The organism is Dryocola clanedunensis, assembly GCF_038405435.1.
Classification (GTDB): domain Bacteria; phylum Pseudomonadota; class Gammaproteobacteria; order Enterobacterales; family Enterobacteriaceae; genus Dryocola; species Dryocola clanedunensis_A.
The window spans coordinates 260390-283854 of sequence record NZ_JBBYHZ010000005.1 but is presented as its reverse complement, the minus strand read 5'-3'; the positions used below and the strand labels follow the sequence as shown (position 1 = coordinate 283854).

At 51.1% G+C, this 23465-nt stretch carries 20 protein-coding genes; 15 read left to right on the top strand and 5 right to left on the bottom strand.

Annotated elements, in window-relative coordinates; all coding sequences use genetic code 11:
• Positions 1 to 101 precede the first annotated feature (101 nt).
• Positions 102 to 770: a phosphatidylglycerophosphatase C gene (gene yfhb / locus AAE045_RS14120; protein WP_455548266.1), complete on the top strand. Its 669-nt coding sequence runs from the start codon at positions 102 to 104 to the stop codon at positions 768 to 770.
• 97 nt (positions 771 to 867) lie between these two features.
• The gene (tadA, locus tag AAE045_RS14115; RefSeq protein ID WP_455548302.1) at positions 868 to 1338 is read left to right on the top strand and encodes a tRNA adenosine(34) deaminase TadA; all 471 of its coding nucleotides are present in this window, start codon (positions 868 to 870) and stop codon (positions 1336 to 1338) included.
• A gap of 120 nt (positions 1339 to 1458) precedes the next feature.
• Here the strand turns inward: tadA and AAE045_RS14110 are convergent, their stop codons facing one another.
• The 3 genes from AAE045_RS14110 to AAE045_RS14100 form a co-directional block, all read right to left on the bottom strand.
• Entirely contained in the window at positions 1459 to 2241 is a 783-nt protein-coding gene (locus tag AAE045_RS14110; protein ID WP_455548265.1) for an MrpH family fimbial adhesin, read from the bottom strand.
• A gap of 210 nt (positions 2242 to 2451) precedes the next feature.
• The gene (locus AAE045_RS14105) at positions 2452 to 3234 is read right to left on the bottom strand and encodes a hypothetical protein (protein ID WP_455548264.1); all 783 of its coding nucleotides are present in this window, start codon (positions 3232 to 3234) and stop codon (positions 2452 to 2454) included.
• Between the two features lie 196 nt (positions 3235 to 3430).
• Positions 3431 to 4072 carry a helix-turn-helix domain-containing protein gene (locus tag AAE045_RS14100; protein ID WP_455548263.1) on the bottom strand — a complete coding sequence of 214 codons (642 nt, stop codon included), beginning with the start codon at positions 4070 to 4072 and terminating at the stop codon, positions 3431 to 3433.
• Positions 4073 to 4412: 340 nt separating this feature from the next.
• Here AAE045_RS14100 and AAE045_RS14095 point away from each other — a divergent pair, with 340 nt between their 5' ends.
• The 9 genes from AAE045_RS14095 to AAE045_RS14055 all read left to right on the top strand — a co-directional run bounded on the left by AAE045_RS14095 (position 4413) and on the right by AAE045_RS14055 (position 13080).
• On the top strand, positions 4413 to 4946 hold the full coding sequence (locus AAE045_RS14095) for a fimbrial protein (protein WP_455548262.1): 534 nt from the start codon (positions 4413 to 4415) through the stop codon (positions 4944 to 4946).
• Between the two features lie 290 nt (positions 4947 to 5236).
• The gene (locus AAE045_RS14090) at positions 5237 to 5797 is read left to right on the top strand and encodes a fimbrial protein (RefSeq protein WP_455548261.1); all 561 of its coding nucleotides are present in this window, start codon (positions 5237 to 5239) and stop codon (positions 5795 to 5797) included.
• Between the two features lie 20 nt (positions 5798 to 5817).
• On the top strand, positions 5818 to 8424 hold the full coding sequence (locus AAE045_RS14085) for an outer membrane usher protein (protein ID WP_455548260.1): 2607 nt from the start codon (positions 5818 to 5820) through the stop codon (positions 8422 to 8424).
• Positions 8425 to 8471: 47 nt separating this feature from the next.
• Positions 8472 to 9218, top strand: a complete 747-nt coding sequence (locus AAE045_RS14080; protein WP_455548259.1) for a fimbria/pilus periplasmic chaperone — start codon at positions 8472 to 8474, stop codon at positions 9216 to 9218.
• Between the two features lie 14 nt (positions 9219 to 9232).
• A complete protein-coding gene (locus tag AAE045_RS14075; protein ID WP_455548258.1) occupies positions 9233 to 9847 on the top strand; it encodes a fimbrial protein in 615 nt (204 codons plus the stop codon).
• A gap of 10 nt (positions 9848 to 9857) precedes the next feature.
• Complete coding sequence (locus AAE045_RS14070; protein ID WP_455548257.1) at positions 9858 to 10355, top strand: fimbrial protein; 498 nt, start codon at positions 9858 to 9860, stop codon at positions 10353 to 10355.
• Between the two features lie 11 nt (positions 10356 to 10366).
• Complete coding sequence (locus AAE045_RS14065; RefSeq protein WP_455548256.1) at positions 10367 to 10876, top strand: fimbrial protein; 510 nt, start codon at positions 10367 to 10369, stop codon at positions 10874 to 10876.
• Between the two features lie 7 nt (positions 10877 to 10883).
• Positions 10884 to 11429, top strand: a complete 546-nt coding sequence (locus AAE045_RS14060; RefSeq protein ID WP_455548255.1) for a fimbrial protein — start codon at positions 10884 to 10886, stop codon at positions 11427 to 11429.
• Positions 11430 to 11550: 121 nt separating this feature from the next.
• On the top strand, positions 11551 to 13080 hold the full coding sequence (locus AAE045_RS14055; protein ID WP_455548254.1) for a Wzy polymerase domain-containing protein: 1530 nt from the start codon (positions 11551 to 11553) through the stop codon (positions 13078 to 13080).
• A 63-nt stretch (positions 13081 to 13143) separates the two neighbouring features.
• On the opposite strand, the gene AAE045_RS14050 is transcribed toward AAE045_RS14055, so the two are convergent.
• Both AAE045_RS14050 and mltF read right to left on the bottom strand, forming a co-directional pair.
• Positions 13144 to 13428 (bottom strand): hypothetical protein, encoded by a 285-nt coding sequence (locus AAE045_RS14050; protein ID WP_455548253.1) that lies wholly within the window; start codon positions 13426 to 13428, stop codon positions 13144 to 13146.
• Positions 13429 to 13672: 244 nt separating this feature from the next.
• The gene (gene mltF, locus AAE045_RS14045; protein ID WP_455548252.1) at positions 13673 to 15223 is read right to left on the bottom strand and encodes a membrane-bound lytic murein transglycosylase MltF; all 1551 of its coding nucleotides are present in this window, start codon (positions 15221 to 15223) and stop codon (positions 13673 to 13675) included.
• 267 nt (positions 15224 to 15490) lie between these two features.
• Here mltF and purL point away from each other — a divergent pair, with 267 nt between their 5' ends.
• The 4 genes from purL (at position 15491) to glrR (ending at position 23455) form a co-directional block, all read left to right on the top strand.
• Entirely contained in the window at positions 15491 to 19375 is a 3885-nt protein-coding gene (gene purL / locus AAE045_RS14040; protein WP_455548251.1) for a phosphoribosylformylglycinamidine synthase, read from the top strand.
• 551 nt (positions 19376 to 19926) lie between these two features.
• The gene (qseE, locus tag AAE045_RS14035) at positions 19927 to 21363 is read left to right on the top strand and encodes a two component system sensor histidine kinase QseE/GlrK (protein ID WP_455548250.1); all 1437 of its coding nucleotides are present in this window, start codon (positions 19927 to 19929) and stop codon (positions 21361 to 21363) included.
• Positions 21364 to 21365: 2 nt separating this feature from the next.
• A complete protein-coding gene (gene qseG / locus AAE045_RS14030) occupies positions 21366 to 22121 on the top strand; it encodes a two-component system QseEF-associated lipoprotein QseG (RefSeq protein WP_455548249.1) in 756 nt (251 codons plus the stop codon).
• Positions 22118 to 23455 (top strand): two-component system response regulator GlrR, encoded by a 1338-nt coding sequence (gene glrR / locus AAE045_RS14025; protein ID WP_455548248.1) that lies wholly within the window; start codon positions 22118 to 22120, stop codon positions 23453 to 23455. The genes qseG and glrR overlap by 4 nt, the downstream gene beginning before the upstream one ends.
• Positions 23456 to 23465 lie beyond the last annotated feature (10 nt).

Sequence of the window (23465 nt, the reverse complement as noted above, 5' to 3'; positions counted from 1 at the left end):
ATTAAATATTCAGCCTGCGGGGATGATGCGACCGGAAAAATCGCGGTCTATCTGTTAGGCTTGTGGGTACGGCTATTGCCGGTTTTACGACATCAGGACTAATGGGATTAATCGATCCAGAGGAGCAGCGTTTGGCAAACCAGAGTGAGCGTCGGGTAGTCTTTTTCGATTTGGATGGCACGCTGCATCAGCAGGATATGTTCGGCAGCTTTTTGCGCTACCTGCTGCGCCATCAGCCCCTCAATCTGTTACTGGTTGTTCCGCTCCTGCCGGTGATTGGTGGGGCGCTGCTGATCAAAGGCCGTGCCGCGCGCTGGCCAATGAGCCTGCTGCTGTGGGGGGCAACCTTTGGCCATAGCGAGGCGCGCCTCAAAGAGCTTGAAATGAGCTTTGTCACCTGGTTCCGCACGCGGGTCACCGCGTTTCCGGTGGTGCAACAGCGGCTAACGGAATATCTCACCAGTTCCGATGCGGACGTCTGGCTGATCACCGGATCGCCTCAGCCGCTGGTCCAGCAGGTCTATTACGATACGCCCTGGCTGCCACGGGTCAAACTTATTGCCAGCCAGATTAAACGCTCCCACGGCGGCTGGGTGCTGACGATGCGCTGCCTGGGGCACGAAAAAGTCGCCCAGCTCGAACAGCAAATCGGCACGCCGCTGCAGCTCTACAGCGGCTACAGCGACAGCAATCAGGACAACCCGCTGCTCTATTTCTGTCAGCACCGCTGGCGCGTCACGCCGCAGGGGCAGCTCCAGCAGCTTGAGTAACGCGTTTCGCAACGGGTAACTGCTGTGTATAATGCGCCGCCCTTTAGCCCGTCAGGAGTTAGCCGTGTCAGAAAGTGAATTTACCCATGAATACTGGATGCGCCACGCGCTTACGCTTGCACAGCGTGCCTGGGATGAGGGGGAGGTTCCGGTCGGTGCGGTGCTGGTGCATGACAACAAAGTAATTGGCGAAGGCTGGAACCGGCCCATTGGCCGTCACGATCCTACCGCCCACGCCGAGATTATGGCGCTGCGCCAGGGCGGGATGGTGCTGCAAAACTATCGTCTGCTGGACACCACGCTGTATGTCACCCTTGAACCCTGCGTAATGTGTGCCGGAGCGATGGTGCACAGCCGCATCGGCACGCTTGTCTTTGGCGCGCGCGATGCCAAGACCGGTGCGATTGGTTCATTGATGGACGTCCTCAGACATCCGGGCATGAATCACCAGGTGGGCGTTATTGAGGGCGTAATGGCAGACCAGTGTTCGGCAATGCTGAGTGATTTCTTTCGCGCCCGTCGGCTGGAGAAAAAGGCCCTAAAGGAACTGGCCCGTAGCGGGGAATAGCCAGCTCAACCGGGGCGATTAGAATATTTCAATTGCGACGTAGGCGAAGTTTTCCGTGTTTGAAATGTTGATTTGTAATGATTTTATTTAATAAAATCAAATGCATATAAATATGAGTGTTTACTCTACGGTGACAATGATTACAGTGCTGCCGTGAAATTCACCGCCTGGTACCGGGCCAGCAGCGGATAATGTGCTGGTAACCGTAAAGGGATAGGGATCGTTTTCTTTCAGTTCGGCAGTCTCCTCAGCTTGCTGATTCGCCAGGGTCAGCTTCGATTGTGTTCCATTACTTAAATCTATCGTTGAAGGTGTCAAGCTCAGGTCTACCGTTGCATCACCACCGGTACAGCTTATCTGGCCCGTACCAGTAGCCGAATTACCGTTGTACTCCTCTGCAGTTAAGGTACCGTGGTCGACAGTGACATCTGTGGTGGAACATACGATGGAGCCGGGTGGTGGGGGCGGCATAACGCAGCTTTCTTCAATCACCGTTCCTTTATCAATAGGTACCGTGCTGGTAAAAACATCCTGGGTCCACAAAGTGGTTACACAGACTCGGGAAGTAGGCCTGTGTTGCTTATCGACGGGATCATAATAAGTTTTAACGGTATAGCTACAATTCTGCCCACGGTAGCTGTCGCCTGCTACTACTGGTGATGAACTTTTACAGGCATTATAGAACTTATCGTTATGAGTTTCGTCATCGGGATAATAAACGGAGCAGGTGTAATAACCTCCAGCCTCAGTACCGAATGGATGCTGACTGCAGCTTACATGGGCGTTAAAATCTTCATAATCAGTATCAACATAATAAGCGGTGCCTAAATCGATGCTATTGGCAAATGCGTGCGTGCTGATACAGTACAATACTATAAGAATCATGTTCTTAGTTTTAATCATCAAATCCCACCACTGATTTTTGTTCAGAATGAAGCGAACGCGACAACATCCTGTCAAAAAGTAATTATGTGGTCTTCACTGACTCAACATGTACATAATTTATGCGCTAAAAGACGCGGTTCTGTTAGGGCTAACGGCCTGAAGTCATGACTTAGTCTCGCTCGCCCAATGAATAAACCTCATTGCTACTTCGAATCTTTGCGAGAAGACTTATTGAACTTCCAGCCTCATCGTAGTGCTTCCCGAAAAAGCCCCCTCAGAAGGATTAACTCCGGACAATGTGCTCCGCACCGTAACGACTTTAGAATTATTGTCGAGAGTAAACTGATCCTTAGCCTCATCAACAGAATCAGGAAAAGTTAACTTCGCGGTCGTATTGTTCGACAAATTTATCGTGGGGTTCATGAAGGTAAGGGTGATATCCGCTTCCGAACCAGTACAGCTGACCGTGCTGTTTCCGTCTTTTACGCTACCGTCATAATAATGTTGTTCAATATTTCCAAAATTAATCTCCAGGTTAGTCGCGTTACAGGTCGGGAAGGGGACTGCTTCTTTAGCAAACATGATCTGGTCTCTATACATATTGTCATAGGGGCCAGTAGCTGTGTATACCCAGATGTCGAAGATTCCGTAGCGGCTGGATTTAGGGATTACGATATTAGTCACAGGGATATCAGTGACCGGAATACCAGCTTCTGAATAATATGAAGAATAACCTGAATCTTGCTGTGGGTAAGTGTTGTCGAAACCACCATGAGTACTGGTAAATAATCTGCAGTAATATCTATAACCACCATATGAGTTAATGTATTTTTGTTCAGGCTGCCTGGACGGATAAGAGTCACCACAACTAAATTGTGCATTGACCGAACCATCTGCGTTGGTAGATATAAATTTAATGTAACTGCCATAATTGCCCTGCGCATCACCAACACGGGATGCGATTGCGTTACTCATAAAAAAAACCGAAACAAGTAATAATAGTAATTTCATAATGCCACCAAATATAAATAAGGGTATACAAAACCGAATGTCCGCTCAAGTCCATTAATGGATGTGCGGTATAATTGAAGTTTGGAAAATATTGCTAGTCTGGGTTAGATACGTACTGTAAACACGAGTGCTGAATGCCAGAATAGCAATATTTTGTTAGGAAAGTCGTTCAGGTTAAAAATGTATAATGAAATGTTTAAAATTTCGGTGGTATTGCTTTGTTAATTGAGATTAATTTCCCATTTTGCGCTGTGATATACCCCCCCGTTTTTAACCCTGACAGTATCTGGAAGACATAGCTGCGCGAAAGCCGGGTGCGTTTGAGTATGAACATTGCTATGCCTTCGCCATGAATTGTATTGTCTTCACTTTTATAGAGATAGCGGTGAAGCATATGGCGTATAGTCGAATAGCCGGAGTCAGAATTACGTTCATAATAGATATGTATCAAGCTGGCCGCCAGAAAGGACATTATTCTGCTGAAAAACAAAGCATTTGAAAACGATGTTAGCATAACTTTATCAAAGTCTTCATAGGTTAACTCCACAACCGACATTTGGCTATTGGCATGGTAGTAGAGAATTACGTTTTTGTGATAGCGCTCGATTAATCCTACGGGCTGCAGTTTGAATGTGTGGCCCATCGCCAGCCCATCCTCCTCCCTGTCCATAATTGTTGCGCCTCCTTCTAAAATCACGGTAATGATGTCGGGCTTAGCCGTGAAAAGAGTTCCTTTAGGGACTTTTCGAATATTACCGGCTTGTTTTAGTACTTCGGTAAGAACGCTAAAGTCTATTTTTGAGTACTCAACTTCTGTTTGATCAAAGGTAATAGGCATTGTTTTCTCCATTCGTGTTCAATGACGGTTGGTGAAGTATAGTTCAGCAACTGACTGATAATCTGGAAATTATTTATTAACAAACATAAGTCCATTAATGGACTTATTTGTCGTTTGTTTGTCTGGCTTTTTTCATTGCAATTAAGGATAAGTCTGGAGTGTTATTTCAGCATCCTCGAGTTGCTAGTGTAAAGTTAAGTCATAATTAGTCAAGTTAGTCTGGTAATGGACTAGGAAGAATCGTAAAAGTAGACATAATACCTCCCGAATTCGAGGTGATTAACTATTTCCACCTTCTTCTGTAAGAGCCTGGCTCGATATTATTTATTAAAGGATATGTATGAAATTCGCAAAAGTAGCACTGCTGGTAGGTATGGGTTTTGTTGGTATGAACGCGGCTAACGCTGCAGACCAGGGTAACGGTTCCGTAACCTTCACTGGTTCAATCATCGATGCGCCATGTTCTATCACACCACAAACTGCTGACCAGACCGTACCATTGGGTCAGGTTTCCGCGGCTGCGCTTGCTAATGGTGGTACTTCCACGCCAGTTCCATTCACCATCGATCTGGAAAACTGTACGCTCGACAAAACCGGCGGAGATACCGTTAGCGTAACCTTCGACGGTACTGCTGATGCTACTGATGCAACCATGCTGGGTCTCGCCGGTACTGCTTCTGGCGCTGGCATCGTTATTGGTGACGCGGGCAGCCAGCAGATCGATCTGGGTGTTCCTTCTGCTGCCTCAGGTTTGGTTGAGGGCGCGAACTCCCTGCAGTTCTCTGCATGGCTGAAAGGTGAAGCTGGCGCATCTGCGACTGTCACCCCAGGTGACTTCCAGTCTGTAGCCAACTTTACTCTGGCCTACAACTAATTTAGAGGGAGCAGAGCAAGCTCTGCTCCGTCTTTTAGATTATGCTTCTTCCGATTTATTTTTGATTAAAAACAAAATGGAAGAAATATAATTATTAGTAACTGGACTGTATCGTTTTTGAACTGCCCTGCATTGCGCTAGCGTTATACCAATTCTGGCTTGAAAGGCGTGCCGTTGGCTTAAGTGCTTGACGTTACACTATGAAGTTTCAACCATCATATGCGTTGATAATTTACCTGATAACAGAAAATAACGCATATCCCTGACGATAATTCAGGCTGTGGGCAACTATGTCTTATTCTAAAAGCACCGTGTTCAAAAATTGTTTGAAGCCCTTTGCTGTGTGCCTGGTATTTACGAGTTTTTTCGTTAATGCCCAGAGGTATGAACATGGCCGCGTTTCAATGAATGGCGAAATTGTTGATTCTGCCTGTAGTCTGGATATGGCTAACAGCGATCAGACAATAGATATGCTTACTCAGCCGATCAGTGAAATAATTAGTAATACGGAAGGGTTACCCAAACCGTTAACTATTAGCTTACAAAATTGCTCATTACAACGCGCAAGTAAAAACAGCCAGCAAGGTGAAGACTGGAATTATTTCCAGATAACTTTTGACGGTGAACGAAGCGATAAATATTTTGGCGTGAGTGGTGACGCAGGTGGCGTGGCGTTAGAAATATATGATCAGGGCGGTAACATGGCTTTACCCGGCGAGCCGATGCCCCAGAGAAATATTCAGCCAGGGGCAAGTAGTATGAAATATTTTATCAAACTGGTCGGTGATGGAAAGACGCTGCAGCCGGGTGCTTACCACACGACCATACGTTATAAGCTTGATTATTATTGATACATGACACCAGGCAGAAGATGAAAATAAATAACGGCAAGAATTATAAACCGAAATTATCAGTGCTGGCGGCACTGATCTTCGCCTCGTTGTCAGCTTATCACTCTTCTGCACGCGCAGATGATATTGAGTTTAATACTGATGTGCTTGATTTAAAGGACCGCGACAATATTAGCCTGGACCAGTTCTCAAAGGCTGGTTATTTAATGCCGGGTGACTATTCATTGACAATCAAAGTCAATGGGCAAAGCTTGGGTGGCGAAAAAACTATCACTTACTATCAGGATGATAAAGATCCTAAAAATTCTCTCGTATGCATACCTCAAGACATAGCTGCTCAGCTTGGATTAAAAGATAAGTATTTTAAAAAGTTAAAGTGGGCGCATGACGGTCAGTGTCTTGATATGTCCAGCCTGGACGGTATGACGGCGACGGGTAATTTAGGTACATCGTCACTGGATGTGATGATTCCTCAGGCATACATGGAATACACCTCAGATAATTGGGATCCCCCTTCGCGATGGGATAATGGTATTCCGGGTATTATTTTTGATTACAACCTGAACGCTATGACAGGTAAAAATCATTCTGATTATGATAGCGGGCGTAGTTACGATGTCTCCGGTAACGGAACAACTGGCCTAAATATTGGCCCGTGGCGTTTTCGCGCCGAATGGCAAGGTTCTCTCGATCACGATAGCGGTGATAGTGAGGGAACTGACACAAACTTCGACTGGAATCAGATTTATGCATATCGTCCTATTTCAAGCATTAAATCGAAGCTAACCGTTGGCGAAACTTATTACAATTCAGATGTTTTTGATAGCTTCCGTTTCGTTGGCGGCAGCCTTGAATCAGACGATAGTATGTTACCGCCCAATCTTCGTGGCTACGCGCCGGAAGTTGTGGGCGTAGCGAAATCCAACGCTAAGGTCACGGTTTCGCAAAAGGGGCGCGTGCTTTATGAAACTCAGGTAGCGCCAGGGCCTTTTCGTATACAAGATCTTAGTGATGCCGTCTCTGGAAGACTGGATGTTCGCATTGAAGAACAGAATGGTGAGGTGCAGCAGTTTACTGTCAATACATCTGATATTCCGTATCTTTCCCGGCCGGGTTCCCTGCGCTATAAGCTGGCTTTAGGTAAGCCAGAAGGATATGAATACAAGAGCTACGATGGTGACACTGAGGGTGATTACGATCACGACACCTATACCGATCTGCACCATACATATGGTGCGCCAATGTTCGCTGCCGGTGAGTTTTCATGGGGGGTTAACAGCGGCTGGTCCTTGTACGGCGGTGCCATTGGTGGTGAAGACTACAATGCCTTATCAATAGGTGTTGGTCGTGATCTCTTTCAGTACGGCGCGCTAGCTTTTGATATCAGCGCATCTTCGGCGAAGGTTCCCTATGAAGATCATAAGTTAACGGGAACGTCATATCGCCTCAGCTATTCGAAAGATTTTGATGACTACGACAGTCAGATCACCTTCGCAGGGTATCGTTTTTCGACCCGCGACTTCATGACGATGGATGAGTATCTGGACGCGCACGAAGAGAATTCGTCCCTCGATAACGACAAGCAGCTCTATACCATCACCATGAACAAACAGTTCCGCGATCTGGCGATGAGTATCTATCTGAACTATTCCCACGAGACGTACTGGGACAGCCCGAAAAATAACAATTTTAGTATGTCGATAAGTAAAAACTTTGATATTTGGGGACTGCGTAATCTCAGTGCTTCACTGACGGCTTATAAAAATCAATACCGTGCTGTTGATGACTATGGCAGCTATTTATCACTTTCGGTGCCGATCGGTGATAACTCGACAGTCAGCGTGTATTCGACTGTCAGCAATAGTCATAATTCTAATGAAGTTAGCTATTTTCATAATATTGATAGTAACAATAGCTATCAATTAAGCACTGGTGCATCTGATGGCGATGCCACTGCCCGAGCTTATTTCACCCATCTCGGCGACCGTGCGGAAGTAGATGCTAACGCCAGCTACCAGAGTGGGGATTCAAATAACTTCGGTTTGACCGTTCGAGGTGGGATGACGGCAACAACCAAAGGTGTCGCGCTTCACCGTATGAATGACATGGGTGGGACTCGCCTGCTGATCGATGCCGATGGGGTAGCAGATGTACCGGTGGAATCCACCGGAGCCGTAACCCGTACTAACCTTTTCGGTAAAGCGGTACTTGGCGATCTCAATAGCTACTATCGAAGCGCCGCCAGCGTCGATCTTGATAAGTTAGGCGACAGTGTTGATGTTTCAAACACAGTGGTGCAGGCGACGCTGACCGAAGGTGCTATTGGTTACCGCCAGTTCTCCGTGGTAAGCGGTGAAAAGGCGATGGCGACGGTGAGTATGGCAGATGGCACAACGCCACCGTTCGGTGCGACCGTGTTTAATGAACAATCTCATCAAACCGGCATCATCAACGATAACGGCAGCGTTTATCTCAGCGGCATTAAGCCCAATGGCAAAATGGCGGTTAAATGGAATGGTGAAGTCTGTGATATTTCGCTGCCTGCGACGCTACCGGGGCAAGCTTCGGCATTGCTCTTACCTTGCACCGGCCTTAGGGATGACACGCCGGTCAGTACAAAACAGTAAAGCAAGGGCATGCATCATCAATTCGTGAATTTAAGTTAGGTATCGTAATGAACATGAAAAAGATTACTCTGGTTACGGCGCTGGTTATCGGTGCGCTCACCGTGCAAAGCGCCAGTGCGGCAATTGCCCTGGATCGCACCCGTGCGATCTTCGAGGGTAAAAGCAAATCGCTATCCCTTAATATTGAAAACCGCAATAAAACGCTGCCTTACCTGGCGCAAAGCTGGGTAGAGGATGCCCAGGGTAATAAGATCAGCACTCCTTTACTGGCTCTCCCCCCGATACAACGTGTAGAGCCTGGCGCTAAAAGTCAGATCAAAATACAGGGCATGGATGCTGCCCTACATGCGCTACCGCAGGACAGAGAAACGATGTTTTACTTTAACCTGCGTGAGATACCGCCTAAAAGTAATAAGGCTAATACCCTGCAGATTGCTTTACAGACCCGTATTAAGCTTTTTTATCGCCCAGAAGCCATTGCAATTAACACATCGGATACTCCTCCTCAGGAAAAAATCACCCTCAGTAGTCAGGGAGGTAAGTACGAAGTTAATAACCCAACGCCTTATTACGTGACGCTCATCAGTGCCGCTTCATCGGTTTCAGGAAAAGCTCCAAAATCCTTTAAGCCAGTTCTGGTGCCACCTAAAGGCAAAATGTCGCTTGGAGTTGGGGCGGCCGAAGTGGGTAACGCACCGGTACTGACTTACATAAATGACTTTGGTGGACGACCAAAACTGATCTTCGGCTGCGGTGGCGGCAGCTGTAAAGTCACCAGCTCTAAGCAGGGCTAAGCGGGAAAGTGGCCATGTCACCATGCAGTACTAAAGCCCTTCGCCGCTCGTCAGGTTTGCCTTTATTGCTGGCTTTTATGATTTCTATGGCAGCCAACGCCGAAACAACTGATGGCTGGGACGTCGATGGTGAACATGCGGACATTTATGTCGAAGGCATGTTAACCGAGGCTGCCTGCACGCTAGATATGGCTTCTGATTTCCAGCAGATTGAACTGGGAAATATTCCGATCGGTACGCTGGTGCACGTGGGCGATCGGGGAGAACCGGTCGCATTTCATCTGCGTCTGAAAGACTGCTTGCGTGTAGAGGGATATAAACACGGCAATCGCTCAGGAAATATTGCCTGGAGCAGCAACCAGCCCGTGGTAACCGTCGCCTTCCTTGCTCCGGCTGATGCTGATAATGCGGAGCTGGTAAAAGTGTTTGGGCCAGAAGTCAACGGTGTCGGGCTACGGCTTACTGACGATAAATTTAGCGACATTCGCCTGAGCACATGGGGGCGACCAACATTTATTTCCCCAGGCCAGGATACGCTGACTTTTTACGTAGCACCGGAAAGAACAAATTCGCGGTTGGTAGGAGGCGCCTTTACTGCCACCGTTAATTTCCAGATAAGTTACCAGTAAAGGCCTGAAGATGAGAAAAATACAAATCCTTCGCGTTTTATTATGCATCTTATTGTTTGGCACTGGAGCTGTGCATGCGGATAGTACGGTGTCCGTAAAAGGAGTTGTGACCAGTATTCCTTGCACCATAACGCAAAAAAATAACGGGATTGTCGATTTTGGTGATGTCCTGACGACGCGTATAGACGGCTCGTCCTATAAGTCCTACCAGTTAGTTTTGGATCTCCAATGTGACACGCCTGTCAATGCAGATACGATGCTTAATCTATCTCTTTCAGGAACAGAGGCCCCTTTCGGGGAGGGGTTACTGGCAACGGATAAGGAAGGGCTGGGAATACAGTTTCGCTGGGGAGATCAAAAATACCCGGTTAACAGCGCAGTATCATTTGCCTATTTAAACCACGACCATTCTGTATACATGAGCGTCACACCAGCAAAAGATGATTCAGTTGAATTAGAGGGTGGCGCATTTACAGCAACGGCTACGCTGACCGTTGACTATCAATAAATGGGGGCGTAATGCTTCATTATATCCTTAGAGGTATTGTGATATGTTCTATTGCAGTATCCGGCATAGTTACGGCTGGAACAAACTCCACAATATTATCGATGAAAGGCACGTTAATAGTACCACCTGTATGTACGCTCAACGGTGGACAGAAAATAAACGTTGTGTTTGATGAAATGGGCATCAGTGATGTTGATGGGATAAATAATACCAAAACCGTGGATTATGGGCTGGTATGCCAGTCGACCAATAATAATCCCTGGGTGCTAAACCTGACCGTAAGAGGGGAAGCGACATCTTATGATTCAGCAGCCATACAAGCTCAAATTAACGGTTCCAGCAGCACGGATTTAGGTATTAAACTTCTGTTAGATAACAAAGATTTTATACTGAATAAACCGATTATTATAAGACCCAACAATCCTCCTGTAATGACTGCTGTACCAGTTAAAAACCCTGGCGCAACGCTGCCTGAAGGGGCATTTACCGCGACGGCGACCTTAGTGGCTACTTTTGAGTAAAATGAAAATGAAACTGTTTCATTATATATCGACCTTACTCTCCGGGGGAATGCTGCTGTTCTCCAGTTTTGCTATTTCCGCAGATACGGGGGGGACTGAAATGGATTTTTCAGGATCGCTAGTGGCACAACCCTGCTGGATGAATCCGGAGTTTGCGAACAGAGCGGTAGATATGGGCGAAATTCCCAATGCAGATCTCTATTATAATCCTCATTCACGAAGCTTTACCTTTACCATTATACTTTCCGGCTGTGATTTTGGCGAAGCTGGCGAAGGGACTGTTACTACACGCTTTGAAGGCAACGAAAGTGCTGAATTACCTGGGTATTTAGCCATGAGCACAGCCGGTACAGGCGCTGCAATAAGAATACTGACACAGCAGGGCGCGCCATTACCACTTGGACAAGAAAGTGCTCCGGTTCATGTTTCTAACGGTGGTAACGTCCTGAACTTTAATGCTTACGTTCAGGCCGAACCCACGGCATTAGCCGATCGTACTGTTGAATTGGGGGATTTTACCGCAACCGCAACCTTCTTTTTGGATTATCCTTAATGCACGTTAATGCCAAAATACATGCAGAAAACAAAACTGGCCGTATGACCGGTTTTTTTCTGCATTTACAGCCTTAATCACCATCTTTTATATCAAAAACTCAGGAGGGATTGGTGTTGAATTGCCATTTAACCTACTGGCGCTTTTATTAACAGGATTATGTTTTTTATATTATTCCTGTCGGCGAGAAAATGTATCGAGAGAGTATTACAGAAATGTATTTTTGCTCATGGGAACGGGGGCATTAACAGTTCCATGGCTGATGGATATTAAATCCAGTCATGGCGTTTTGCTGGTTCTGGTGGCTTTTTTGGCATGGCAGTTACTTGCACGGCAAAATATTGATCAATATCATCGTAGATATATTTTATGGATGGTCTTTTTTCTTGCTTTGAGTCAGGCCATTGTTTGTAGTATTCAGTCATTTTTCCCGCAGCTGGCAGGCCAGCTGTATGAATATGTCTGGCTTAAAAACGGGGGAAGACCCTACGGCATTTTTCAGCAGGTCAACGTTGTGGCCTCGTTTCTTGCTAGCGGTTTGGGGTGTGGTTTCCTGCTGCTTATCACCGAAAAGAAGCTCATCAGGCTTGTTTCTATTCTTTCCGGGTTGGGTGCTTTAGCTTTTATTCTTGGTATTAACCAGTCACGGGTTGGGGAACTGGGGGCTGGGGTAGTGCTAATCGGTATTACTATAACCTTATGTCGAACCACGTCCGTATCAAGGCTGCTTGCTGCGTGGGGAATAATACTGGCGACCTTTTTCGTCGGCGTGTGGTGCGCTAATCACGTTCATTTCCTCGTTGATGGCAAAGAGTATTTGTTGGCTCGTGATTTTACTAAGTCTAATTTCGAACGCTGGAATCTCCTGAAAATCACATGCATGATGATAGGCCAAAAACCCTGGTTTGGATGGGGCTATGGTAGCTTTGAGCATGCATTTAGCCACTATATTATGGCTCATCCTGAACTAAACTTTAAAAATTCTGCTAGCTTCAGTCATCCGCATAATGAACTACTTTATGCCTGGTTCCAGGGCGGTGTCCTGGCGCTCGCGGGTATGTTAATGCTTTTTATCGGATGGATTAAAATTGTCGTTGATGGTTTCAGAAATAGTCCACTATCCGGCGCTTATACGCTGCTGATTCTTCCGCTGTTAATTCATCTAAATACCGAATATCCGTTTTATCAATCGTTTATACACTTTGCGATGTTTATCCTACTTTTACGCGTGGGGGTAATAGATGAAAGCTATAAACGTTCGGATACATCTTCTTCGCTACTGGTGAGAATATTATATGGATCCGTAGCGCTGGCCCTGCTTGTTTTCAGCATTGCAGGCATTGCTGCTGGTCAACAGTTGACAACTTTTGAGCGCAATGGATTACAGGCCTATCCGGAAGAAATGCCTTGGTATTTTAATACTCAACAAGAGCGGGCTCGTTTCGATGGGATGGTGGCGCTACTAATGGATTACAATAGAACAAAAAATATTGATGATCTTAAGGAGTATATGCGCCAGGCTGAATTATATAGCCAGTTTCATAATGATAAAAACATATTGCGAAATATGATTGTCGTTGCACATAAAATCGGGGATTTGAAGAAAGAAAAAGAGATTAAAAACTTGTATCTACAGCTGTACAATAATTAGCTGCTTAATATTATATATGTCTGGCAAGGAAGCCTTCAAACTGCATGCCCATAGAGTGGTTTATTATAATTTTTTTCTCGTCCTGCGTCGGAAAGTATAAGGAAGGAAGAATTTCTTACTTTTAAATAATTTGCCGCAATAACCTAATTCATAGCGTAATAATTTATCCATTAAATCATCACTGTTTTCAACCCAAGACGAAATGTCATTATCACTAATGCCATAGAATGATAAGCGATCGCGCAAATCTTTTATTTCGGTTAGTAGAGCAATTCTTTCTATTTTTCCCTGTTCAATGATGAGTTTGATATGTTCGTTGATAGATAAATCATATTTTCTATTAGGCATTGAAATCGCTTCACGGATTAAGGTTATTAATATGCTAACTTAGCAAAGCCCGGCGTTTCAGATAAGTCTATTATTAGACTTTTGTGTGAATGCTAAATAATAAAAATTACGTAATAAATTTTTAGAACGAGCATATTAATATTTACAGCCAGGCATATGCTCATAAAGTTTCGGGAATAAGACCGGCGCGATTGGTTCATTGATGGACGTCCTCAGACACCCGGGTATGAATCACCAGGTGGCGTTATTGAGGGCGTAATGGCAGACCAGTGTTCGGCAATGCTGAGTGATTTCTTTCGCGCCCGTCGGCTGGAGAAAAAGGCCCTAAAGGAACTGGCCCGTAGCGGGGAATAGCCAGCTCTACCGGGGCGACCGCCGGGTACGCCTCGGCAAATTTCTCTTCCTGCGCCGCCTGCTTCTCCTTTTCCAGAAGATACCCTTCCAGGCTCAGCTGATATTTACGGATATTCTCGACGTAGGCGTAGGCCTCATGGCCCCGCGCGTAGCCGTAAGTGGTTTTGCTGTAGTACTGCTTCTGGCTTAACAGAGGCAGCCGCATTTTTACATCCGCCCAGCTATCCGGGTTTCCCTTGAGTTTTGCGGTCAGCTGACGCGCATCAAGCATATGGGCGTAGCCCATATTATAGGCCGCCAGCGCAAACCAGATTCGCTCATCTTCCGGCACCGTCTCCGGCACTTTCCCCATCATGTCCTTTAGGTAACGACTTCCTCCGCCGATGCTCTGCTCCGGGTCGAGCCTGTCCGTCAGGCCCAGGCTCTGGGCGGTATTTTTGGTCAGCATCATCAGGCCGCGTACCCCGGTGGGGGAGGTGGCCTGGCTGTCCCAGTGCGACTCCTGGTAGGAGATAGCCGCCAGCAGCCGCCAGTCGATATCCGTGGCGTATTTCTCAAACAGCGGCTGAAGATCCGGCAGCACGGTATCGATGGCCTTCAGGAAGGTGCGGGTATCGACGTAATCAAAGTCGCCGATATGTCCGAGATACTTCTCTTCAAGGCGCGCGAGCGTGCCGTCACCGCTCAGCTTATTGTAGAAGTCGAGCAGGGCGGCGCTGAGGCTGTCGTCGCTGTCGCGCTGGCTGTACCAGGTCACCGGCTGCTCGTCCGTGACGTCCAGCGCAACGGCAAGCGGCGGATGGACCCGCTGGAAAATGCTGATGGCAATGGAATCAGAAACCGTAAAGGCGATGCTGCCATCGATAACCTGTTGCAGCAGTTCGTTGCTGGTGCGTTTGTCGTCAATGCGCCAGGAGAGGTCGGGATATTTACTCTCTTTAAGCGCCTGCAGGTCGCTCAGCACGGCAAGACCAGGCGAAAGCACAAGCTGGTTCTCTTTCACACCGCCCAGCGTTCGGGGACGTGGGCTACCCACGCGATAAACCATCTGCTGCGAAACGGAATAGTAGGTCGGCCCCGCCTGATAGTGCTGGCTACGATCGTTGTTATAGACCAGGCCCGCGGCCAGCAGGTCTGCCGCATTGTTGTCGAGATCGTCAAACAGCGCGTTAATCGTCGGGCGGACAGTGACTTCCAGCTTCACGCCGAGGTAGTCGGCAAACTGCTGGGCCAGTTCGTAATCCAGCCCGGAAACTTTGCCATTGAAGCTGGTATAGGTCAGAGGAGAGGCTATGGTACTGACGCGCAAAACCCCCCGCGCCTGAATGGCGGCGATGCGGTTTTCGGCTTTCCCGAACCACGGCACGGAGGGCCAAAGGGCCACTGCCAGCAGTAGGGTTACGACACCGATGAGGAGGTAATTTAATTTGAATCTTTTCAAATGGTTATTGTTTTTATATGCGCCACATGGTCGCTAACAACTGGTCATGCTAACAGTAGTTCCATCGTAAGATGCTGCGCATTTTGCTTAACTAAACGGCAGTAAGCAACTTATTCGGATATATCGTGCGTTATTTGTACCGAAAAAACTTATCGGTTTATTTCGACGCAAACGGTTTCGTCGCAGCCCTGGATTCTCTATAATGGCGCCCGTTTTCCCCTTGCGCCCACGTGAGCGTCGCTCACGCTTGAAGACGAGAGATCTTTGATGATGGAAATTCTGCGTGGTTCCCCCGCTCTATCGGCATTTCGTATTAACAAACTGCTGGCCCGTTTTAAAGACGCCCACCTACCGGTGAGCGATATCTATGCCGAGTATGTTCATTTTGCCGATCTCGATGCGCCGCTGACTGATGAAGAGCACGCACGCCTGCAACGGTTGCTGAAGTACGGCCCAACCCTTGCTGACCATGCCCCGACGGGCCACCTGATTCTGGTGACGCCGCGTCCCGGCACCATCTCCCCATGGTCCTCGAAAGCTACCGACATCGCCCACAACTGCGATCTGGCGAAAGTGAAACGCCTTGAGCGCGGAGTAGCCTATTACGTCAGCGGTGAGCTGACGCAGGCACAGCAGCAGGAGGTTAACGGCCTGCTGCACGACCGCATGATGGAAACCGTTTTTGCCTCCCTCAATGACGGCGAGAAGCTGTTCTCCCACCACGAACCGGCTCCGGTACAGAGTGTAGACCTGCTGGGGCAGGGCCGTGATGCGCTGGTCGAAGCAAACATTCGTCTTGGCCTGGCGCTGGCGGAAGATGAAATTGACTATCTTCAGGCCGCCTTCACGCAGCTTGGGCGCAACCCGAACGACATCGAGCTGTATATGTTTGCGCAGGCGAACTCCGAGCACTGCCGCCACAAAATTTTCAACGCCGACTGGGTGATTGACGGTGAGCAGCAGCCGAAGTCGCTGTTCAAAATGATCAAAAATACCTTCGAGCAGACGCCGGACCACGTGCTGTCCGCTTATAAAGACAACGCCGCGGTGATGGAAGGTTCTTCCGTCGGGCGCTTCTTCGCAGATCGCGAGGCGGGCCGCTACGATTTCCATCAGGAAGAAGCGCATATCCTGATGAAGGTGGAAACGCACAACCACCCGACGGCGATCTCTCCGTGGCCGGGCGCGGCTACCGGTTCCGGTGGCGAAATCCGTGACGAAGGCGCAACGGGGCGCGGCGCGAAGCCGAAAGCCGGGCTGGTCGGTTTCTCCGTTTCTAACCTGCGTATTCCGGGCTTTGAACAGCCGTGGGAAGAAGACTTCGGCAAGCCGGATCGCATCGTCACCGCGCTGGACATCATGACCGACGGCCCGCTTGGCGGCGCGGCATTCAACAACGAATTTGGCCGTCCGGCGCTGACCGGCTACTTCCGTACCTATGAAGAGCAGGTTAACAGCCACAACGGCGTGGAGCTTCGCGGCTACCACAAGCCGATCATGCTGGCGGGCGGTATCGGCAACATCCGTGCTGACCACGTGCAGAAGGGCGAAATCCCTCCGGGCGCGAAGCTTATCGTACTGGGTGGCCCGTCGATGAATATCGGCCTGGGCGGCGGTGCGGCTTCTTCTATGGCCTCCGGCCAGTCCGATGCGGATCTGGACTTTGCCTCCGTGCAGCGCGACAACCCTGAAATGGAGCGCCGCTGCCAGGAAGTGATCGACCGCTGCTGGCAGATGGGCGAAGACAACCCGATTCTGTTTATTCATGACGTTGGCGCGGGCGGCCTGTCCAACGCCATGCCGGAGCTGGTGAGCGACGGCGGCCGCGGCGGGCGGTTTGAACTGCGCGAGATCCTGAACGACGAGCCGGGAATGAGCCCGCTGGAAGTCTGGTGTAACGAATCTCAGGAACGCTACGTTCTGGCCGTAGCGCCGGAGCAGGTTGCGCTGTTTGACGAGCTGTGCCGCCGCGAGCGGGCGCCGTATGCCGTCATCGGCGAAGCCACCGCAGAAAAGCACCTGACCCTGAACGACAGCCATTTTGACAATCAGCCTATCGATATGCCGCTGGACGTGCTGCTGGGCAAAACGCCGAAGATGGAGCGCAACGTTGCCACCCTGAAGGCAAAGGGCGATGCGCTGGACAACAGCAGCATTACCCTTGCCGACGCGGTAAACCGCGTTCTGCATCTGCCTGCGGTGGCAGAAAAAACCTTCCTGATAACCATCGGCGACCGCAGCGTGACCGGCATGGTTGCCCGCGATCAGATGGTCGGCCCGTGGCAGATCCCGGTTGCCAACTGCGCGGTAACAACCGCCAGTCTGGACAGCTATTACGGTGAAGCGATGTCTATTGGCGAACGTGCGCCGGTAGCGTTGCTTGACTTTGCCGCGTCAGCCCGTCTGGCAGTAGGGGAAGCGCTGACCAATATCGCGGCGACGCAGATTGGCTCGCTGAAGCGCATTAAGCTCTCCGCTAACTGGATGGCTGCCGCAGGTCACCCTGGCGAAGATGCCGGACTGTACGAAGCGGTGAAGGCCGTTGGCGAAGAGCTCTGCCCGGAGCTGGGCATCACCATTCCGGTGGGCAAAGACTCCATGTCGATGAAAACCCGCTGGCAGGAAGGCAACGAACAGCGCGAGATGACCTCACCGTTGTCGCTGGTTATCACCGCCTTTGCCCGAGTGGAAGACGTGCGCCGTACCGTAACGCCGCAGCTGAGCACGGAAGATAACGCTCTGCTGCTGATTGACCTTGGTGCGGGCCATAACGCGCTGGGCGCAACGGCGCTTTCGCAGGTTTATCGCCAGCTCGGCGACAAGCCGGCGGACGTGCGTAACGTAGCGCAGCTCAAAGGTTTCTATAACGCCATGCAGGCGCTGGTGGCAGAACAAAAGCTGCTTGCCTATCACGACCGCTCCGACGGCGGCCTGCTGGTGACGCTGGCAGAAATGGCCTTCACCGGCCACTGCGGCGTGGAAGCGGATATTGCCACGCTGGGTGAAGATCGTCTGGCTGCGCTGTTTAACGAAGAGCTTGGCGCGGTAATCCAGGTGAAAGCAGCGGATCGCGCAGCGGTTGAGACAATCCTTGCCGACCATGGTCTGGCAGATTGCTCCCACTTTATTGGTAAAGCAGTCTCCGGCGACCGTTTCACCATCCAGTCTGCTGGACACGCGGTCTACAGCGAAAGCCGCTCCACGCTTCGTATGTGGTGGGCGGAAACCACCTGGCAGATGCAGCGCCTGCGTGATAACCCGGCGTGTGCCGACCAGGAACACGAAGCGAAGGCGAACGACACCGACCCTGGCCTGAACGTGAAGCTGAGCTTCGATATCAAAGAAGACATCGCCGCGCCGTTCATCGCGACGGGCGCGCGACCAAAAGTGGCCGTGCTGCGTGAGCAGGGCGTTAACTCCCACGTAGAGATGGCTGCGGCCTTCCACCGTGCGGGCTTTGACGCCATCGACGTACACATGAGCGACCTGCTGGCGGGCCGTCGAGGTCTGGAAGAGTTCCAGACGCTGGTGGCGTGCGGCGGGTTCTCTTACGGCGACGTGCTGGGCGCTGGCGAAGGCTGGGCGAAATCCATTCTGTTCAACGAGCGCGTGCGCGACGAGTTCGAAACCTTCTTCCATCGTCCGCAAACCCTGGCGCTGGGCGTTTGTAACGGCTGTCAGATGATGTCCAACCTGCGTGAGCTGATCCCGGGCAGCGACCTGTGGCCGCGCTTCGTGCGTAACGAATCGGACCGCTTTGAAGCTCGCTTCAGCCTGGTGGAGGTTGCCTCCAGCCCGTCGCTGCTGCTGCAGGGCATGATCGGCTCGCAAATGCCAATCGCCGTATCCCACGGTGAGGGTCATGTGGAAGTGCGCGATGCAAACCACCTTGCGCAAATCGAAAGCAAAGGGCTGGTGGCACTGCGCTTTGTCGACAACTTCGGCAAGGTGACGCAGAGCTACCCTGCGAACCCGAACGGCTCGCCAAACGGGATCACGGCGGTCACCAACGAAAGCGGGCGTGTCACCATCATGATGCCGCACCCGGAGCGCGTGTTCCGCACCGTGAGCAACTCCTGGCACCCGGCAGAGTGGGGAGAAGACAGCCCGTGGATGCGTATTTTCCGCAACGCGCGTAAACAGCTGGGATAACCGAACCCGGTTCGTCGCGGTCCTGATAATCCCTTCGCTCTGGCGAAGGGATTTTTTTGTCTGCAATTCCCGACACCGGCTGATTTTTAGTGTCTCCAAAAAGAGACATTTAACTTCTTGTTTTTAAGTGTGTTTATTTAAGTGTTATGAACCTGTAGCTAATTAGCGACAGGGTGATGAATTTTCACTCAACCGCAGTTTTAACGATATTTGTTAAAAAACCTTTAAATTCATCATTGTATGTATTTGCCTTGTAAAGTGGCACGCATACTGCATTACTTAGCCCAGTGGCTCATTCACTTTCTTATGTCAGACCTCTGTTAACAGAGCGCGCTACATAAACCATCGAATGACGCACTCAAGGTGCCTGCCGTCCACCTTTTGCCAACAGTCTTCGAGACCTGGCATGCATCGGGCGAAACGTTGAGTAAGGCACCGCCTGTTTCCGAAAGCAAAGGCAGAGAAATTTCTCTGCCTTTGTCGTTTCTGGCATTCAAACCTTTAAACTCCCGCCAATCCCAGCTAGCATCAGGTCTCGCAGGTAGAATGAGATGAAGCTATTGAACCAGTGGCACTTTTTCCCCCGTTCGCTCCGACAGCTCGTGATGATGGCCTTTTTGCTGGTGCTGGTGCCGTTGCTGGTCCTTGCCTGGCAGGCCTGGCAAAGCCTGAATGCGCTGAGCGCCCAGGCTGCGCAGACCAACCGCACCACGCTAATTGACGCGCGTCGCAGCGAGGCGATGACCAACGCAGCCCTGGAAATGGAGCGTAGCTATCGCCAGTACTGCGTGCTGGATGACGCGACGCTGGCGAAAGTTTATGAGGGACAGCGTAAGCGCTACGCGCAGATGCTGGAGGCCCATGCTGACGTACTGCCCGACGAGCATCTCTATCAGCTCCTGAGCCGCTCCCTGAAAGATCTGGCGCTGCTGCAGTGCAAAAATAGCGGCCCTGATGCGGCGGCTGCGGCGCACCTTGAAACCTTTGCCAACGCTAATGCCGAAATGGTGCAGGCGACGCGCGCGGTCGTTTTCTCTCGCGGCCAGCAGCTGCAGCAGGAGATCGCCGAGCGAGGCCAGTTCTTTGGCTGGCAGGCGCTGGTGCTCTTTCTGCTGAGCCTCGGGCTGGTCATCGTCTTTACCCGCATGATTATTGGTCCGGTGAAGGGCATTGAAAGAATGATTAATCTGCTGGGGGAAGGGCGCTCGCTTGGGGATTCCGTTCTGTTCAAAGGCCCGCGTGAATTACGCTCCGTCGGGCAGCGCATCGTGTGGCTCAGCGAACGTCTCTCCTGGCTTGAATCCCAGCGCCACGAATTTCTGCGCCATATTTCCCACGAGCTGAAAACGCCGCTTGCCAGCATGCGCGAGGGGACGGAATTACTGGCCGATCAGGTTGCCGGGCCGCTGACGACGGACCAGAAAGAGGTCGTTGAAATCCTCGACAGCAGCAGCCGCCACCTGCAAAAGCTCATCGAGCAGCTGCTCGATTACAACCGCAAACTGGCGGACGGCCAGGTCGAACTTGAAAAAGTTGAGCTCGCGCCGCTGGTGGAAGTGGTGATCTCGGCCCATAGTTTGCCTGCAAGGGCTAAAATGATGCATACGGAATGCGATCTGAGCCCGGTGGCCTGCCTTGCTGAACCCATGCTGCTGATGAGCGTGCTGGATAATCTCTACTCCAATGCGGTGCACTATGGCAGTGAATCCGGTACCATTTATCTGCGCAGCGCCCGGGTTGGACAGGTGCTGCGTATCGAGGTCGCCAATACGGGAGAACCCATTCCGGCGACCGAACGGGAGATGATCTTTGAGCCTTTTTATCAGGGCAGCTTACAACGTAAAGGTGCGGTCAAAGGCAGTGGCCTGGGGCTGAGCATTGCCCAGGACTGCATCCGCCGAATGCACGGCGAGCTGCATCTGGTTGACGATGACACGACGGACGTCTGTTTCCGTATCGAATTGCCTGTTTTTCCCGAGAATGAATAACAATGAAAGTTTTTAATCTTCGTCGCCGTATTGGCGTGATTCTGCTGCCGTTACTGCTCGCAGGCTGCGTGCAAAATCCGGTGACCAGCATCATTAAACAACCCCATCAGCCTCAGGAGCCGGAGCAGCAGCTGGCGGATTACCTCTCCACCGACTGCCAGGAAATCTGGCACATCCAGGCCCACGAGTCGCTTAATAACCCGCTGTTCTGGCTGCGCGGCATGGACTGCGCTGAACGCCTGCCGCCTGCTGAAGCCCGCGCGGAAGCCCGCCGCTGGCCATCCGACAGCTGGCAGGACACCTTCAAGCGCGGCATTCTGCTCGCCAACGCAAAAATTACCCCCACCGAACGCCGTCGCTACATGACGAAGCTGGATGCGATGACCGGCGAAGTGCCCACCCAGGTGCGGCCGCTGTTCCAGGTCTGGCGCGACGGCCAGGCTTCTTTGCTGGAGCTTTCGGATGAGCGCAGCCGCTACAGCAAGCTGCAGCAGTCAACGGACGGCGAGCTGGATACCCTGCGCGAGCAGCAGCAGCGCTTGCGAAGCCAGTTGGACCTGACCACCCGCAAGCTGGAAAACCTGACCGATATTGAACGCCAGCTCTCCAGCCGCAAGCCTTCCGGCAGCTATCTGCCGGAAAGCAAAGGCGCTGAAAAACCAGCGGCACCGGCGGCTCAGGGCGATGCGGACGATGAAATCACCAGGCCTGCGCCGTCGGGCGACGCGGACAAACCCGAACAGGAGACTAAACCATGACGCAGCGTAAACCGGCACGACTGCTGCTGGTAGACGACGACCCGGGCCTGCTCAAGCTGCTCGGCATGCGGCTGACCAGCGAAGGCTTTACCGTAACGACTGCGGAAAGCGGCGCGGAGGGGCTGCGGCTGCTGGGGCGCGAAAAGATTGATCTGGTAATAAGCGACCTGCGCATGGATGAGATGGACGGCATGGCGCTGTTCGCTGAAATCCAGAAATTACAGCCGGGAATGCCGGTGATTATCCTCACCGCCCACGGCTCGATCCCCGACGCCGTGGCAGCTACCCAGCAGGGCGTGTTCAGCTTCCTGACTAAACCAGTCGATAAAGACGCGCTGTATAAGGCGATTGATGATGCGCTGGAGCACACGGTTGCCGCGGGCGACGACATGTGGCGCGAAACAATTGTCACGCGCAGCCCGAACATGCTGCGTCTGCTGGAGCAGGCCCGCATGGTGGCGCAGTCGGACGTCAGCCTGCTGATAAACGGCCAGAGCGGCACCGGCAAAGAGATCCTGGCGCAGGCCATTCATAACGCCAGCCCGCGCGGCAAAAATGCGTTTATCGCCATCAACTGCGGCGCGCTGCCGGAACAGCTGCTGGAGTCCGAACTTTTCGGTCACGCACGCGGCGCGTTCACGGGCGCGGTCAGCAGTCGTGAAGGGCTGTTCCAGGCGGCAGAAGGCGGCACGTTGTTCCTGGATGAAATTGGCGATATGCCGATCCCGCTGCAGGTGAAGTTACTTCGCGTGTTGCAGGAGCGCAAAGTACGCCCGCTGGGCAGCAACCGCGATCTGGATATCAACGTACGTATTATCTCCGCAACCCACCGTGATTTACCGAAGGCCATGGAGCGCGGCGAGTTTCGCGAAGACCTCTTTTATCGTTTAAACGTGGTGAACCTGAAAATTCCGGCGCTGCACGAGCGGGCGGAAGATATCCCCCTGCTGGCCAATCATCTGCTGCGCCAGTCCGCCGACCGCCACAAACCTTTCGTACGCAGCTTTTCCACGGACGCCATGAAGCGCCTGATGGCCGCCAGCTGGCCGGGCAACGTGCGTCAGCTGGTTAACGTTATCGAACAGTGCGTGGCCCTGACCTCCGCGCCGGTCATCAGCGAAGCGCTGGTGGAGCAGGCGCTGGAGGGCGAGAACACGGTACTGCCGACGTTTGTCGAGGCGCGCAACCAGTTCGAACTGAACTACCTGCGCAAGCTGCTGCAAATCACCAAAGGCAACGTGACCCACGCGGCGCGCATGGCGGGGCGTAACCGTACCGAATTCTACAAGCTACTCTCCCGGCATGAACTCGATGCCAATGACTTTAAAGAGTAGTCTGTGTTAA

Excerpts from the sequence above, each read along its gene's own strand:
- yfhb (WP_455548266.1), top strand. The coding sequence starts at position 102 with ATGGGATTAATCGATCCAGAGGAGCAGCGTTTGGCAAACCAGAGTGAG.
- tadA (WP_455548302.1), top strand. The coding sequence starts at position 868 with ATGCGCCACGCGCTTACGCTTGCACAGCGTGCCTGGGATGAGGGGGAG.
- AAE045_RS14110 (WP_455548265.1), bottom strand. The coding sequence starts at position 2,241 with ATGATTAAAACTAAGAACATGATTCTTATAGTATTGTACTGTATCAGC.
- AAE045_RS14105 (WP_455548264.1), bottom strand. The coding sequence starts at position 3,234 with ATGAAATTACTATTATTACTTGTTTCGGTTTTTTTTATGAGTAACGCA.
- AAE045_RS14100 (WP_455548263.1), bottom strand. The coding sequence starts at position 4,072 with ATGCCTATTACCTTTGATCAAACAGAAGTTGAGTACTCAAAAATAGAC.
- AAE045_RS14095 (WP_455548262.1), top strand. The coding sequence starts at position 4,413 with ATGAAATTCGCAAAAGTAGCACTGCTGGTAGGTATGGGTTTTGTTGGT.
- AAE045_RS14090 (WP_455548261.1), top strand. The coding sequence starts at position 5,237 with ATGTCTTATTCTAAAAGCACCGTGTTCAAAAATTGTTTGAAGCCCTTT.
- AAE045_RS14085 (WP_455548260.1), top strand. The coding sequence starts at position 5,818 with ATGAAAATAAATAACGGCAAGAATTATAAACCGAAATTATCAGTGCTG.
- AAE045_RS14080 (WP_455548259.1), top strand. The coding sequence starts at position 8,472 with ATGAACATGAAAAAGATTACTCTGGTTACGGCGCTGGTTATCGGTGCG.
- AAE045_RS14075 (WP_455548258.1), top strand. The coding sequence starts at position 9,233 with ATGTCACCATGCAGTACTAAAGCCCTTCGCCGCTCGTCAGGTTTGCCT.
- AAE045_RS14070 (WP_455548257.1), top strand. The coding sequence starts at position 9,858 with ATGAGAAAAATACAAATCCTTCGCGTTTTATTATGCATCTTATTGTTT.
- AAE045_RS14065 (WP_455548256.1), top strand. The coding sequence starts at position 10,367 with ATGCTTCATTATATCCTTAGAGGTATTGTGATATGTTCTATTGCAGTA.
- AAE045_RS14060 (WP_455548255.1), top strand. The coding sequence starts at position 10,884 with ATGAAACTGTTTCATTATATATCGACCTTACTCTCCGGGGGAATGCTG.
- AAE045_RS14050 (WP_455548253.1), bottom strand. The coding sequence starts at position 13,428 with ATGCCTAATAGAAAATATGATTTATCTATCAACGAACATATCAAACTC.
- purL (WP_455548251.1), top strand. The coding sequence starts at position 15,491 with ATGATGGAAATTCTGCGTGGTTCCCCCGCTCTATCGGCATTTCGTATT.
- qseE (WP_455548250.1), top strand. The coding sequence starts at position 19,927 with ATGAAGCTATTGAACCAGTGGCACTTTTTCCCCCGTTCGCTCCGACAG.
- qseG (WP_455548249.1), top strand. The coding sequence starts at position 21,366 with ATGAAAGTTTTTAATCTTCGTCGCCGTATTGGCGTGATTCTGCTGCCG.
- glrR (WP_455548248.1), top strand. The coding sequence starts at position 22,118 with ATGACGCAGCGTAAACCGGCACGACTGCTGCTGGTAGACGACGACCCG.